The organism is Streptomyces sp. NPDC001796 (assembly GCF_042892355.1).
Classification (GTDB): Bacteria; Actinomycetota; Actinomycetes; order Streptomycetales; family Streptomycetaceae; genus Streptomyces.
In genome coordinates this window covers 38,156-52,523 of sequence record NZ_JBIAUC010000028.1, presented here as the reverse complement: position 1 = coordinate 52,523, position 14,368 = coordinate 38,156, and the positions used below count along the sequence as shown (strand labels likewise).

10 protein-coding genes and 1 pseudogene are annotated in these 14,368 nt (G+C 70.1%); 3 read left to right on the top strand and 8 right to left on the bottom strand.

Annotation, left to right across the window (positions count from 1 at the left end):
• Positions 1–131: 131 nt before the first annotated feature.
• The 3 genes from ACFYZE_RS33800 to ACFYZE_RS33790 all read left to right on the top strand — a co-directional run bounded on the left by ACFYZE_RS33800 (position 132) and on the right by ACFYZE_RS33790 (position 3,746).
• Positions 132–647 carry a PadR family transcriptional regulator gene (locus ACFYZE_RS33800; protein WP_389002766.1) on the top strand — a complete coding sequence of 172 codons (516 nt, stop codon included), beginning with the start codon at positions 132–134 and terminating at the stop codon, positions 645–647.
• Positions 644–1,402, top strand: a complete 759-nt coding sequence (locus ACFYZE_RS33795; protein ID WP_389002763.1) for an ABC transporter ATP-binding protein — start codon at positions 644–646, stop codon at positions 1,400–1,402. Before ACFYZE_RS33800 ends, ACFYZE_RS33795 begins: the two co-directional genes overlap by 4 nt.
• Before the next feature lie 61 nt (positions 1,403–1,463).
• Complete coding sequence (locus tag ACFYZE_RS33790) at positions 1,464–3,746, top strand: FtsX-like permease family protein (protein ID WP_389002760.1); 2,283 nt, start codon at positions 1,464–1,466, stop codon at positions 3,744–3,746.
• A 64-nt stretch (positions 3,747–3,810) separates the two neighbouring features.
• Here the strand turns inward: ACFYZE_RS33790 and pgi are convergent, their stop codons facing one another.
• From pgi to ACFYZE_RS33750, 8 genes and pseudogenes are all read right to left on the bottom strand, one after another.
• A complete protein-coding gene (gene pgi / locus ACFYZE_RS33785; protein ID WP_389002820.1) occupies positions 3,811–5,463 on the bottom strand; it encodes a glucose-6-phosphate isomerase in 1,653 nt (550 codons plus the stop codon).
• A gap of 153 nt (positions 5,464–5,616) precedes the next feature.
• Positions 5,617–6,807 (bottom strand): annotated as a pseudogene (locus ACFYZE_RS33780) (MFS transporter); the annotation flags it as partial.
• A gap of 233 nt (positions 6,808–7,040) precedes the next feature.
• Entirely contained in the window at positions 7,041–7,376 is a 336-nt protein-coding gene (locus ACFYZE_RS33775) for an RNA polymerase-binding protein RbpA (RefSeq protein ID WP_078066843.1), read from the bottom strand.
• Between the two features lie 220 nt (positions 7,377–7,596).
• The gene (secG, locus tag ACFYZE_RS33770) at positions 7,597–7,833 is read right to left on the bottom strand and encodes a preprotein translocase subunit SecG (RefSeq protein WP_200423294.1); all 237 of its coding nucleotides are present in this window, start codon (positions 7,831–7,833) and stop codon (positions 7,597–7,599) included.
• Positions 7,834–7,931: 98 nt separating this feature from the next.
• Positions 7,932–8,687, bottom strand: a complete 756-nt coding sequence (gene tpiA, locus ACFYZE_RS33765) for a triose-phosphate isomerase (RefSeq protein WP_389002817.1) — start codon at positions 8,685–8,687, stop codon at positions 7,932–7,934.
• 39 nt (positions 8,688–8,726) lie between these two features.
• Positions 8,727–9,938: a phosphoglycerate kinase gene (locus ACFYZE_RS33760; RefSeq protein WP_389002757.1), complete on the bottom strand. Its 1,212-nt coding sequence runs from the start codon at positions 9,936–9,938 to the stop codon at positions 8,727–8,729.
• A 177-nt stretch (positions 9,939–10,115) separates the two neighbouring features.
• On the bottom strand, positions 10,116–11,123 hold the full coding sequence (gene gap / locus ACFYZE_RS33755; RefSeq protein WP_389002754.1) for a type I glyceraldehyde-3-phosphate dehydrogenase: 1,008 nt from the start codon (positions 11,121–11,123) through the stop codon (positions 10,116–10,118).
• A gap of 225 nt (positions 11,124–11,348) precedes the next feature.
• Positions 11,349–14,303, bottom strand: coding sequence for a M14 family zinc carboxypeptidase (locus tag ACFYZE_RS33750; protein WP_389002751.1), 2,955 nt, complete (start codon positions 14,301–14,303; stop codon positions 11,349–11,351).
• Positions 14,304–14,368 lie beyond the last annotated feature (65 nt).

The window sequence follows — 14,368 nt, the reverse complement described above, 5'->3', positions numbered from 1 at the left end:
AGGTTCCTCCCTGTACACATGCACATGGCTCCGGGCACCTTCGCCCAGGAGTCAGAGGCCATGTATACCTGTTAGGTATGGGCGATACTAGGGCCTGGAGCACATTGTGAGCAGACAGGAGGACAGCACGAGTGCGCCTGCCCCTCCTGGCACTCCTCGCGCGCGGCCCCGCCCACGGCTATGAGCTCAAGCAGGACCTTGAGCAACTGCTGGGCTCCGCGTACCCTCAGCCGAACGTCGGCCAGATCTACGTCACCCTCGGCCGCCTCGAGAAGTCGGGACTGATCGAGGGCGAGGACGTCGAGCAGTCCAGCCGGCCCAACAAAAAGGTCTACCACCTCACAGACGCCGGGCGGGAGGCGCTGCACGCCTGGTTCGAGGAGACCGAGGACGAGCCGCGGGTACGGGACGAGTTCTTCATGAAGCTGGCGCTCGCTCCGCGGACCGGTCTCGCCGACCAGATCGCCCTGATCAACAAGCAGCGGCGCCAGTACCTCAACACCATGCGCGACCTGTCGAGACTGGCAGCCGCCGAAGACCGCGACAACCGTATCGCCCATCTGCTGATCGAGGGCGCGATGCTGCATCTGCAGGCCGACCTCGACTGGCTGGAGCGGTGCCAGGAGGAACTGGAGGAGCTGGAATGAGCGAGCGCCCCACTCCTCTGCTGCGCGCCGAGGGCCTGGTCAAGACCCACTACGGCGAGGGAGCCCCGGCACACGCCGTACGCGGGGTCGATCTCAACCTGTCGCACGGTGAGTTCGTGGCGGTCACCGGCCCGTCCGGCGCCGGGAAGTCGACGCTGCTGCACCTGCTCGGCGGGTTGCAGCGACCCGACGGCGGCAGCATCTGGCTGGACGGCGAGCGCACCGACTCCTACAGCGAGGCCCGCTGGGCCGTGGAGCGCAGGAAGCGCATCGGGATCGTCTTCCAGTTCTTCAACCTGGTCTCCGACCTGTCGGTCGCGGACAACGTGGAGCTGCCCGCCCTGCTCGCAGGTGTGCCGCCGAAGCAGGCGCGGGCCGAGCGGGAGGCGCTGCTGGCCGAGCTGGGCCTGACCGGCAAGGAGCGCAGCATGCCGGGCGAGCTGTCCGGCGGCGAGCAGCAGCGGGTCGCGCTCGCCCGCGCCCTGGTCAACCATCCGCCGCTGCTGCTCGCCGACGAGCCCGCGGGCAGCCTCGACAGCAAGGGCACCCGCGAGGTGATGCGACTGCTGTCCCGCTTCCACCAGCGCGGCCAGACCATCCTGCTGGTCACCCATGACGCCCGGCTGGCGAGCGCCGCCGACCGCGTCATCAGCTTCTTCGACGGGCGCATCGTCGACGACGCGGAGCTGGACGCCACACCGCCGCGCCGGGCCGGGACATCCGGTGTGGCCGGCGTGCTGGAGTTGAAGGACTGAGTGCGGTGTACGACCACCTGACGTGCTCGGGTGCCCTCCCAGGGACCAGGGGCTGAAGCCTGTGCGAGCCACCCTGCGCTGGGCGCACTCCGATCTGCGCACACACCGCGGCGAGGCACTGTTCATGGTGCTCGCCACCGCCGGCATCGTCGCCTCCCTGCTGCTGGCCACGGCCCTGTTCGGATACGCCACCAACCCCTGGCAGCGGATCTTCACGCAGGCGCGCGGCGCGCACGTGTGGATCCACACCGCCCGTTCCGCCGACGCGGCCGTCCTCGCCCGCCTGGACGGCGTCGAATCCGTCGCCGGGCCCTATGCGACCGAGTCCGCGACCCTCGCCTCCCGTGGCACCCGCGCCTCCGTCGAGCTGCGTGCCACCCCGGGGCAGCCCTCCGTCGGCCGGCCGCTGCTCACCTCGGGCCACTGGCTGGATCCCGCTGACCCGGGCGGCGTGGTGCTGGAGAGCCGGCTCGCCCGGGCGCTGCTGGCCGAGCCCGGGGACACGCTGACGGTGGCCGGTACGGTCCGGACGCTGACCGTGGTCGGCATCGCGGACAGCGCCGAACCCCGCTACCGCCCCGGTGAACAGCCCGGGCTCGTCTGGGCCCTGCCGTCCGCCGTACGCGATGCCGGCGGAGAGGTGACCGGGCTGCGCCTGTCCAACCCCGACGACACGGACTACGCCGTCCAGCGCGCCGTCACCGTGCTGGGAGCCGGCGCGGTCACCGAGGTCTCGACCTGGCAGCAGGCGCGGGCCGAGGCGCAGGGCGACAACCGGCTGCTGGGGCAGGTCCTCGGCCTGTTCGGTCTGGGTGCGCTGGTGGCCGCCGGGTTCGCCGTGCACGGGGCGATCGGCACCCGGGTGCGGGGGCATCTGCGGGACATCTCTGTACTGAAGGCGATCGGCTTCACCCCCGGCCAGGTCGTCCGCGTCTTCCTGCTCCAGCACGTGGCCTACGCCCTGCTCGGCGCCGTGGCCGCGGCCGCGTTCACCCAGGGGCTGGGCCGCCGGATCCCCGGGCGCTTCGGGGACGCGGTCGGCGTGTGGCAGGGGCTGCCGGGACACACCGTGGCGCTGTTCGCGGTCCCGGCCGCAGCGGTGCTGTTCATCGCCGCCACCACCGGGCTCGCGGCCTGGCGGGCGGGACGGGTGCCTCCGGTGCCGGTGCCACGGCCCGCGGCCCCGGCCGGTGGACGTCTGACGGCCCTGGCACGCGGCGCCCTCGGTCTGCGGCTGCCGCCCGCGCTGGTCCTGGGCTGGCACCGGGCGTTCGCACGCCGCCCCCGGTCGCTGGCCACGGTCGCCCGGCTCGCCCTGCCGCTGCTGCTGATCGTGGTGGCGATGAGCGCGTGGACCACCATCGACCGCTTCCACTCGAGGCCCGACGAGGTCGGCCTCGCCGCCGGCCTCACCGTGCGCCCCGACAGCGGTCTCGGCGAGGCGGCCACGCGCACCCTGCTCGAACGCGACCGGCAGGTCGCCGACGCCTACCCGGGCGTCGAGGTGGCCGCCCTGGTGCCGGGCCAGACGGCCACCATCGCCCTGCGCGGCCTGGGCACCCGCGGGAATCCCTACCCCTACGCTCTCGCCGAGGGCCGTCCCGCGCGGGGCCCCGACGAGGCCGTGGCCGGGCAGGGGCTGCTGGACCTGCTGGATGTGCGGGTCGGCGACTGGGTCCGGATGACGGTGGGCGACCAGCCACAGATCCTGCACATCGTGGGCCGCAGCATCGAACCGGAGAACGCCGGCCGGGTCATCTCCACCTCGCTCGACACCCTCCGCGAGAACGACCCGGGCCTGCGTCCCACCCTCTACGAGCTCCGGCTGCGCCCGGGCGCCGATCCGCACCAGGTCGCCGGCGACCTGGCCAGGGCAGCCCACGGACACCTGGACGTGCACCCCGTGGCGAACCCGGCGGACGGTCTGTCACCGCTGCGTGGAGTCGTCGCCGGACTGATCGCCGTGCTCGCGCTCATCGGGATCGTCGAACTGCTGACCGCGATCGGCGGCACCGTCCGCGAGGGCGAACGGGACCTCCTGGCTCTCAAGGCGATCGGCCTGTCCCCACGGCAGATCACCGCGATCACGGTCACGGCCACCGCCTGCACGGCCCTGGCAGCGGTGGTCGTCGGTACGGCGCTGGGACTGCCCCTCGCCCACTGGCTGATCGACGCCCAGGGCCGCTCCAGCGGTATCGGCGCCGGGCTGGCCCGGGGGCCCTCCCCCGTCCTCCTGCTGCTGTTCGGTGCCGCGGCCGTGGCGGGAGCCGCCGCGCTCGCCGCCCTGCCCGCGGCCCGCGCGGCCCGCCGCCGGCTCGCGGACACGTTGAGCGCGGTGGCCTGAGCATGATGGCCTGAGCGGGGAGCCGGGGGCGGACGGTCGTGCCGCCCGCCTCCCGGCCGTGGCTCTAACGACCGCGCCACTCCCGGTACTTGGCGACCAGGGCCTTGCTGGACTCGTCCAGGCCCGGTACTTCGGCGCCCTCGGTCAGCGCGGGCTCGACACGCTTGGCGAGGACCTTGCCCAGCTCCACACCCCACTGGTCGAAGGAGTCGATGTTCCAGATCGCGCCCTGGACGAACACCTTGTGCTCGTAGAGGGCGATGAGCTGGCCGAGGACCGACGGGGTCAGCTCCTTGGCGAGGATGGTGGTGGTCGGGTGGTTGCCCTTGAACGTCTTGTGGGGCACCAGCTCCTCCGGCACTCCCTCCGAGCGCACCTCGTCCGGGGTCTTGCCGAAGGCCAGCGCCTGGGTCTGGGCGAAGAAGTTCGCCATCAGCAGGTCGTGCTGGGCCTTCAGCTCGTCGGCGAGCTCGGCGACCGGCTCGGCGAAGCCGATGAAGTCGGCCGGGATCAGCTTGGTGCCCTGGTGAATGAGCTGGTAGTAGGCGTGCTGCCCGTTGGTGCCCGGGGTGCCCCAGACGATGGGACCGGTCTGCCATTCGACCTCGCGCCCGTCCCGGCCGACGTACTTGCCGTTGGACTCCATGTCCAGCTGCTGGAGGTACGCGGTGAACTTGGACAGGTAGTGCGAGTAGGGCAGCACGGCGTGCGACTGGGCGTCGTGGAAGTTGCCGTACCAGATGCCCAGCAGGCCGAGCAGCAGCGGCACGTTGGACTCGGCCGGCGCGGTCCTGAAGTGCTCGTCGACGGTGCGGAAGCCGTCGAGCATCTCCCGGAAGCGGTCCGGACCGATGGCGATCATCAGGGACAGGCCGATCGCCGAGTCGTAGGAGTACCGGCCGCCGACCCAGTCCCAGAACTCGAACATGTTGGCCGTGTCGATGCCGAACTCCTCGACCTTCCCGGCATTCGTCGACAGCGCCACGAAGTGCTTCGCGACCGCCTCCTGGCCGGCCTTCAGCTCGCCGAGCAGCCACTTGCGGGCCGAGATCGCGTTGGTGATCGTCTCGATCGTGGTGAACGTCTTGGAGGCGATGATGAACAGCGTCTCCGCCGCGTCCAGGTCGCGGGTCGCCTCGTGCAGGTCGGCGCCGTCCACGTTGGACACGAAGCGGACCGTCAGGTCGCGGTCGGTGTAGGCGCGCAGCGCCTCGTACGCCATCGCGGGGCCCAGGTCCGAGCCGCCGATGCCGATGTTGACGACGTTCTTGATGCGCTTGCCGGTGTGGCCGGTCCACTCGCCCGACCGGACCCGGTTCGCGAAATCGGTCATCCTGTCGAGTACCGCGTGCACCTTGGGCACCACGTTCTCGCCGTCGACCTCGATCACCGCGTCCCGGGGCGCGCGCAGTGCGGTGTGCAGGACCGCGCGGTTCTCGGTGGTGTTGATCTTCTCGCCGCGGAACATGGCGTCCCTGAGGCCGAAGACGTCCCGCGCGGCGGCCAGCTCGCGCAGCAGCCGCAGCGTCTCCTCGGTGACCAGGTGCTTGGAGTAGTCGACGTGCAGATCGCCGACCTGGAGGGCGTACCCGCTGCCGCGGCCCGGGTCCGCCGCGAACAGCTCGCGCAGCCGCACCTCGCCGAGCTCCTCGCGGTGCTTGGCCAGAGCGGTCCACTCGGGCGTCTGGTTGAGCCTGGTACGGCTGTCTGCGTTCATCTGAGAGTTCAGCCTTCTTCCTTGCCTGTGCTGCTGCGTAGCTCGCCCCGCTGCCGGTCCCAACCTAATTGATGCCGATGCGGCCTGACCTCTTGTCACGCCGTCGTCCGGGGCAACAACAGGTACGTCCGCCTTGCGCGCGTGTGTCAATGAGGTGACGGCCAGCGCGAAGAGCGCAGCGGCGAGCAGCGCGGGCCCGTTCAGCCCGTATACCCGTGCCACGGCTCCGCCGAGCAGGGCGCCGAGCGGTGCACCCGACGTGGAGGCGGTGCGGAAGGCGGCGGCTATACGGCCCACCATGGTCTCGGGGCTGCGGTGCTGCATCAGGGTGACCTGGTTGACGTTCCACACCATGCCCATGGCGCCGAACAGCAGCATGCCCGCGAGCAGCGCTCCTGTGTGGCGGACGGTCCCGATGAGCAGCAGGCACGCCGTCTGGACGCCGCCCGCGACGAGCAGGGCGCGCAGGCGTCCCGTGCGGCGCGCGACCCGCTGGGCGGTGAATCCGCCGATGAGGCTGCCGGCCGAGTACGCCGTCATCGCGGCCGCGTATCCGGCGTCGCCCGCGTCCAGCCAGCGCGTCACGTGCAGCACCAGGGTGGCGATCAGGGCGCCCATGCCGATGTTGCACAGCAGCGTGGCCAGGCAGGCCGCGCGCAGAACCCGGTCCTGCCACAGGGCGCGCAGCCCTTCGCCGATCTCGGCACGCAGGGTGCTGCCGGACGGGCGCGGCTCCCGATCGGCCGACTCCGTCCGCAGGGAGGCGACGAGGGCGGCGGCCAGCAGGAAGGTGCCCGCGTCGGCCGTGAAGGGCATGAACGCTCCGGCCGCCAGGAGCAGCGGCACGAACGGCCCCGCCAGCAGACCGCCCGCGAGCTGCTGTCCGGTCATCAGCCGGGCGTTGGCGCTGCCCAGGGCCTCACGGTCGACCAGGGAGGGCAGCAGGGCCGTGGAGGCATTGTCGAAGAGGGTCTGGAGGGTGGTGAGCGTGAAGGCGAGGAGCAGCAGCAGCGGGATCGAGGCGTGCCCGAGCCCCACCGTGAGCGCGAAGGCCGCGACGAGCAGTCCGCGCACGGTGTCGACGGCCCACATCGCCCGCCGCTGGTCCACCCGGTCGGCCACAGCCCCGCCGAGCAGCCCGAACAGCAGCCACGGGACATAGCCGCAGGCCGTGACCGAGGCGACGACGAGCGGCTCGTCCGTGAGCCGCACGGCGAGCAGGGGCAGCGTGGCCGTCCGCAGCGCGTCCCCGAACCGGGAGACCACGGCAGCGGTCCACAGCCGCCCGAACCCTCCACGCCACGCGGGCCGCCGTAGGGTGCCCGCCACCTCGACCGTCGCCATCGTCCCCCCTCACGATTCGCCGATGGACAAACCGTAGAGGGCACCACTGACAATCGGGCTGAGCTGCGGAAACAGGCCGCTCGGGAGGCTGAGGAGCGCACCCCGCTGCGGGGCTGCCCCGGCCGTACGAGGCGCCGGCCACGGCCCGTGAGGGGCCGCTCCGACGGCACGCGCAACCGCGGTACCGAACGCGCACCGACCGGGTGCCCGCAGACACCCGGCCGGTTCAACTCCTAGATCTCGCCCCGCAGTTTGGCGAGCGCCTCGGCGAGGATCGCCTCGCCGTCCGCGTCGCTGCGCCGCTCCCGTACGTACGCGAGGTGCGTCTTGTACGGCTCGGTGCGCGGCGGGTCCGGCGGATTGTCCCGGTCCTGTCCGGCCGGAAAGCCGCAGCGGGGGCAGTCCCAGGTGTCGGGAACCTGCGCGTCGCTGGCGAAGCTGGGCTGTGTCTCGTGCCCGTTGGAGCACCAGAAGGAGACGCGCAGACGCGGAGCGGACTCGCCGCGCTCGGCCTCGCCCATCGGCCCCGCCCCGACCCGGCTTCCTCGGATCGCGTTGCCACTTGCCACGGTCGTAACTCCCTGCGTGATGGTGCCGCGAAGCGAGTCGGCGTTTCGCTTCGCTGCGAGCGCCTCAGTCTACGTAAGGCCCAACGCGCGTCCAGTGATGGGAGTTACCCCCGCCCCCAGACGCAAGCCCCATGATAGGCCGCGTCCGAAGACCCGTACCGAACATGGGGCGTTACGTGCTTTATATGCGTTTTGTCCGACCTGCCGATGCCGACCGCCGCTAGTGGTTGGTCTTCATCAGGATGCCGAGCACCACGATGCAGGCGAGCCAGAGCAGACCGATCACGACAGTGATCCGGTCGAGGTTGCGCTCGGCGACCGACGAGCCGCCGACGGAGGACTGCATGCCGCCACCGAACATGTCGGAGAGGCCGCCGCCCTTCCCCTTGTGCATCAGCACCAGCAGCATCAGCAGCAGGCTGAAGACGATCAGGGCGATCGAGAACCCCAAAACCACGGCTGGACCAACTTCCTCGGATTCGGATGGACGACGGGGGCAGGGTGGTGGACCACCTTGCCCCCGCAAGAGTACGACGGATCGCCCCCGGGAAGCACTTACTGGTCGCGGAAGCGGACGATCTTGACGAACTCGTCGGCGTCGAGGGAGGCGCCACCGACCAGCGCGCCGTCGATGTCCGGCTTCGCCATGATCTCGGCGACGTTGCCGGACTTCACCGAGCCGCCGTACTGGATGCGCACCTGGTCGGCCACCTCCTGGGAGTACAGCTCGGCGATCTTGCCACGGATCGCCGCACAGACCTCCTGGGCGTCGTCGGAGCCGCAGACCTTGCCGGTCCCGATGGCCCAGACGGGCTCGTAGGCGATCACGATGGTCTCGGCCTGCTCCGCCGGGAGGTCCTTCAGACCGCCCTCGACCTGGGCCAGCGTGTGGGTGACGTGCTCACCCGCCTCGCGGACCTCCAGCTCCTCACCGACGCACAGGATCGGGGTCAGGCCGTGCTTGTAGGCGGCCTTGACCTTGGCGTTCACGAGCTCGTCGGTCTCGTTGTGGTACTGGCGGCGCTCGGAGTGCCCGATCACCACATAGGTGCACTTCAGCTTGGCCAGCATCGAGCCCGAGATCTCGCCGGTGTAGGCACCGGAGTCGTGCGCCGAGAGGTCCTGGGCGCCGTACTTGATCTTGAGCTTGTCCCCGTCGACCAGGGTCTGCACGGAGCGCAGGTCGGTGAAGGGCGGCAGGACGGCGACCTCGACGGCCTCGTAGTCCTTGTCCGCGAGGGCGAAGGCGAGCTTCTGGACGTGGGCGATGGCCTCGAGGTGGTTGAGGTTCATCTTCCAGTTGCCCGCCATCAGCGGCGTGCGCCCAGAAGAAATCGATGCTGCCAAGGTTCAGTCCTCCAGTGCGGCGAGGCCGGGGAGCGTCTTGCCCTCGAGGTACTCGAGGGAGGCGCCGCCGCCGGTCGAGATGTGACCGAATGCCGATTCGTCGAATCCCAGGATGCGGACGGCCGCGGCGGAGTCGCCGCCGCCGACCACGGTGAAGCCCTGGGAGTCGACGAGGGCCTGGGCGACCGCCTTGGTGCCCTCGGCGAAGTCGGGGTGCTCGAAGACACCCATCGGGCCGTTCCAGAAGACGGTGGCCGCGTCGGCGAGCTTCGAGGCGTACAGCTTGCGGGTCTCCGGACCGATGTCCAGGCCCTCCTGGTCGGCCGGGATCGCGTCCGCGGCGACGGCGGTGGGGTTGGCCGGGGCCTTGGTCTTCAGGTCCGGGAAGTCGGGCGAGACGAGGGCGTCGACGGGCAGGACCAGCTCGACGCCGGTCTTCTCGGCACGCTCGATGTATTCCTGGACGGCCGGGACCTGGTCCTCCTGCAACAGCGACTTCCCGACCTCGTAGCCCTTGGCCTTGAGGAAGGTGTAGGCCATGCCGCCGCCGACGAGAAGACGGTCGGCCTTGCCGAGCAGCTGGTCGATGACGGCCAGCTTGTCGGAGACCTTGGCGCCGCCGAGAGCGACGACATAGGGCCGCTGGACGTCCTCGGTGAGCTTCTTCAGTACGCCGACCTCGGTGGCGATGAGGTAGCCGGCGTAGTGCGGCAGCCGGGCCGGGAGGTCGTAGACGGAGGCGTGCTTGCGGTGGACCGCACCGAAGCCGTCACTCACGTACACATCGGCGAGGGCGGCGAGCCGGTCCGCGAACTCGCCGCGCTCGGTGTCGTCCTTGGACGTCTCGCCGGGGTTGAAGCGCAGGTTCTCGATGACCGCGACCTGACCCGGCTGCAGGCCGTCGACCGCGTCGTGGGCGGCGGGGCCGACGGTGTCCTGGGCGAACGCCACGGGGGCGCCGAGGAGTTCACCGAGGCGCTCGGCGGCGGGCAGCAGCGAGAAGGCCGGGTCCGGGGCGCCCTTGGGGCGGCCCAGGTGGGAGGCGACGACCACCTTGGCACCCGCCTCGGCGAGGGCCTTGACGGTGGGCAGGACGGCACGGATGCGGCCGTCGTCGGTGATGAGGCCGTCGGCGAGCGGCACGTTGAGGTCGGCGCGGACGAAGACCCGCTTGTTGTCCACGCCTTCGGAGAGAAGTTCGTCGATCGTCTTCATGGGTCGGACTCCTGGGGAAAGCTCTTGATCGTACGAGGGCTGATCGATCCGGACGGCCGGTCCGGGCCGATCGGTCCGTGGGCGCGCCGGGGCCCGCCGCACGTGCGTCAGGGCTCGGGCAGCGCGACCGTGTGCTGCCCGAGCCCTGCTACCGCATGGGATGCCTGCTTGGAGCGATCAGAGCTGGTTGCCGACGAAGACCGTGAGGTCGACGAGGCGGTTGGAGTAGCCCCACTCGTTGTCGTACCAACCGATGACCTTCACGTTCTTGCCCTCCTGGACCATGGTCAGGGAGGAGTCGAAGGTGCAGGACGCCGGGGCGTTGACGATGTCGGAGGAGACGATCGGGTCCTCGGTGTACTCGAGGAGGCCCTTGAGCTCGCCCTCGGCGGCCTTCTGGAAGGCGGCGTTGACCTCTTCCTTGGTGACCTCGCGGGAGAGCTCGACGACCAGGTCGGTGACCGAGCCGGTCGGGACCGGGACGCGCATGGCGATGCCGTCCAGCTTGCCCTTGAGCTGCGGCAGGACCAGGGCGGTGGCCTTGGCCGCACCGGTGGTGGTCGGGATGATGTTCTCGGCGGCGGCACGGGCGCGGCGCAGGTCCTTGTGCGGGAAGTCCAGGATGCGCTGGTCGTTCGTGTACGCGTGCACCGTGGTCATCAGACCCTTGACGATGCCGAAGTTCTCGTCGAGGACCTTCGCCATCGGCGCCACACAGTTGGTGGTGCAGGAGGCGTTGGAGATGACGTGGTGGTTCGCCGGGTCGTAGACGTCCTGGTTGACGCCCATCACGATGGTGACGTCCTCGTTCTTGGCCGGAGCCGAGATGATGACCTTCTTGGCGCCACCGGCGATGTGCTTCTCGGCGTCTTCCTTCTTGGTGAAGATGCCGGTCGACTCGATGACGATGTCGACGCCCAGCTCACCCCACGGGATGTCGGCGGGGTTGCGCTCGGACAGGACCTTGATGGTCTTGCCGCCGACGGTGATGGTGTCCTCGGTGTGGGACACCTCCTCCTTGAGGCGGCCGAGGATGGTGTCGTACTTCAGCAGGTGAGCGGTGGTCGCGGTGTCACCCAGGTCGTTGACAGCCACGATCTCGATGTCTGCACCCTGCTCCAGCAGCGCGCGGAAGTAGTTACGACCGATGCGGCCAAAGCCGTTGATGCCTACGCGGATCGTCACGAACCGATCTCCTCGTTGGTACGCCGGGTTCGACGCCGGCGAGCTGTATGGGATGTCCCCGACCGCCTACGACCCTACCTCCCTGAGGCAGCCGTGGTGACATCGAGATGCCTCATACACGGCAGGGCGGTCCGTACCCGCCAGTAGGGGTACGGACCGCCCGGGCACGAAGGCCCCGCCACTCGTTCCGGCGACATGGGACCAACTGCCGTTGACTACCGGCCGTCAGAGGCCGAGCGCGTTGAGTGCCTTGCCGATCAGGGCCGTCCGGCCGGTCGCGGAGGTCAGGTGCTCCAGGCCGAAGCCGAGCAGCACCGTGCGGTCCGTGGTGACCGCTCCGTAGGTGCTGAACAGGGTTCCGGTGCGCGCCCAGTCCTTGAGGACGGCCGGGCTGCCGGCGGGCGGTCCCGCCACGTGCCAGGCTCCGAGGGACGTCTCGAAGCCCTCGGTCTCGACCGCGGTGCCGCCGACGACGAGCGAGGACTCGTCGGCGAGGACGCCGTGGCCGCCGGTGCCCGGGTCGGTGATGTAGCTCAGCGAGACCTCGACCGTCTTCCCCGCGTACGCGCTCAGGTCGAAGTTCACCTGTTGCCAGCCGTTGGAGGCGCCGGTCAGGCTGTGCCACGTGCCGGTGGTGCCCTTCGCTCCGCAGCCGCCCGACGCCACGGTCAGATAGTGCTTGAGCCAGGGGTGCTCGCCCACCAGGAACCCGGCGTCGCAGTCCGCCGGCACGGCGTCGCTCGTGGCGCCGCCGGCCTCCGGCAGCGTGGTCCAGTCGTCGGCCCCGACGGTGTGGACCTCGACCACCGCGTGGTCGTAGCCCCGTTCGGTGTCCCACAGCAGGCGGGTGCGCAGGGCGGGTGTGTCGGCCGCGCTCACCTTGGTGAGGTCGACGGTGCGGGTGAGCCGCTTGTAGGCGTTGTCGGTGTGGGCGGCCGCGGCCATGTACGAGCCCGCGTAGGGCTGGTACGGGTTGGCCGCCCCTGTGAACAGGCCCGCACCCGCGCCGGCGAACTGGGGGTACTTGTCCGCGGGCAGTTCCTCGGAGGTGACGCCGTACGCCCCCGCCTTGTCCAGCGGGTTGCCGGGGGCGTCGCCGAGGCCTGCGGTGATGCCGCCGAGCTTGCCGGAGCCGGCGAATCCGGTGACCCCCGGGGCCGGCGTGCGGGAGTAGGCGCCGAGGTAGTACTGGCTGAAGTCGTCCGAGAGGCTGCCGTCGCCGAGGTCGACGGCGCCGCCTGCCTGCTCCCCCGCCTCGATCAGCTTGCCGCCCTCGTTGAGGTAGGCGCGCAGCTGGAGCTGGGTGGCGTTGCCCGGAACACTCGCGCCCGTGTAGTGGACGACCGCCTTGAAGCGGTCGAGCACCCCGAGCGCGTCGGGCACGCCCTGGGTGGCGACGTCCCAGACGATCGCCTTGCGGCCCGCTGCCTTCAGGGCGTCGACGTAGGTCTGGGCCTGGGCGGCCTTGGCGCCCTCCTCGGCGACGACGAGGACGTCCGCTTGGGGCCGCTCGGCCACGGTGTAGGTGAAGTGCTTGCCGGCCGTCTTCCGCCCGCCGCGGGTCTCGCCGGTGAACCAGACCTCGACCTTGTCACCCGGGTCGCCGCCTCGGACCTCGGCCCGGTACTCGTCGAAGTAGAGGTTGTCGTCGCCGCCGTAGGTCTCCCCGCCCTTCCACGGCCTGAGCGCCCGGCTCTGGACGCGGCCGCCGTTGACGCGGTACTTCAGCTCCTTGTCACGTACGGACTTGCGTACGACGACGGAGACTTGCTGGTCGGCGCCGCGTGCGTAGGAGGTGGAGAACGCCGCCGGGGTGAAGTCGGGTGCGTCGATGCCGACCGAGGAGGACGGCCGGTCCGGGTGGGAGGCGGTCTCTGCGACGGAGAGCGCGAACGGGATGTTCTTCCGGAACTCCTGCTGGATCAGTTTCTCGTCGTCGGGGAAGTTGAAGACCGACTGGCAGTCGGACGCGTTCCAGGCGTCGTTCGGGTCGAGGTTCGACGCGGTCTGGCAGGTCGACATCTCGGGGGTGAACATCGCCATGCCGTTGACGTTCGACGCGTGGCCGTCCGCCTCGCCGTTGGTGGTGTACAGCTCCGAGGACACCTGCGAGCGGTAGCCGGGGATCGCGGGCTTGTCCGGGGTGCCGGCGAGCGCCTTGTAGAGGACGTCGTCGGGGGTCGGGGTCGCCACCTGCCAGCCGACGCCGTAGAGAAGCAGTTCGGCGGCGGAGTGGTAGTTGATGCCGTACCTGAATCCGATGCGCTTCTCGAAGCTGTCGAGTGCCCGGGTCTCGGGCTCGGACTGGGGGCTCGCGCCGCGGTAGGTCTCGCTGGTGGGCAGGGGGGACGAACCCTCGTCGTCGTAACCCCACTTGTAGGCGAAGTTGCGGTTGAGGTCGACTCCGTCGCCGACTCCGATCACGCCGTCGCCGTTGACGTCCCGCAGGTTCTTGCGCCACAGACGGGTGTCCGGGTCCTTGAACGTGTAGTCGTAGCCGTCCGGGTTGGCCGACAGGACGAACCACAGTTCGGTGGAGTCGACGATCTTCTTGATGCGCTTGTCCGTGGCGTAGTGGTCCAGGTAGTAGTGCATCAGCCGGCGCGTCATCTCCGGAGTGATCCACTCGCGTGCGTGCTGGTTGGACATGTACAGCACGGAGGGCTTGGAGCCGTCCCTGGACTTCCTGGCGTTCCTGGTCAGTTTGAGCGCGAGGATGTCCTGGCCGTTGATCGTCCTGCCGAGGGAGACGACCTTCGTGAGACCGGGGTGGGCCTGGCCCGTTCTGACGATCTCCTCCTTCAGACCGCCGCTTCCGCTGTACGGGCGGAACACGCCCTGGGCCGCCTTCTCGACGCGCGTTTCCGCCTTCGCCGACAGCGCGTGTTCGGTGAGGTGGACGCCCTGCTTCCTGAGCTTTCCGGCCTGCCGGTCGGTGAGGTAGACCTCGACGGCGCTCCTGCCGCTGCCGGTGGCCTGCTCGCCGAGTTCATGACCGTCCTGACCTGCCTCGAGCAGCAGGGGTATCTGCTTCTGGGTCACCTCGGCGCGGAAGACCCCGACCTCCTCCGGGTCGGGCAGGGAGGACGTCCCGCTCTGTGCCTGGGCGATGGGTGCGAGGCCCGCTCCACCGAGCAGGAGTGTGCCGACAGCGAGGATCGATCTCGCTCTGTGTCTCATGGATCCCCCTAGCGATGGTTCGCCACGGCGGCGAATCAGATGCCAGGCTCATGACAATCGGTGAT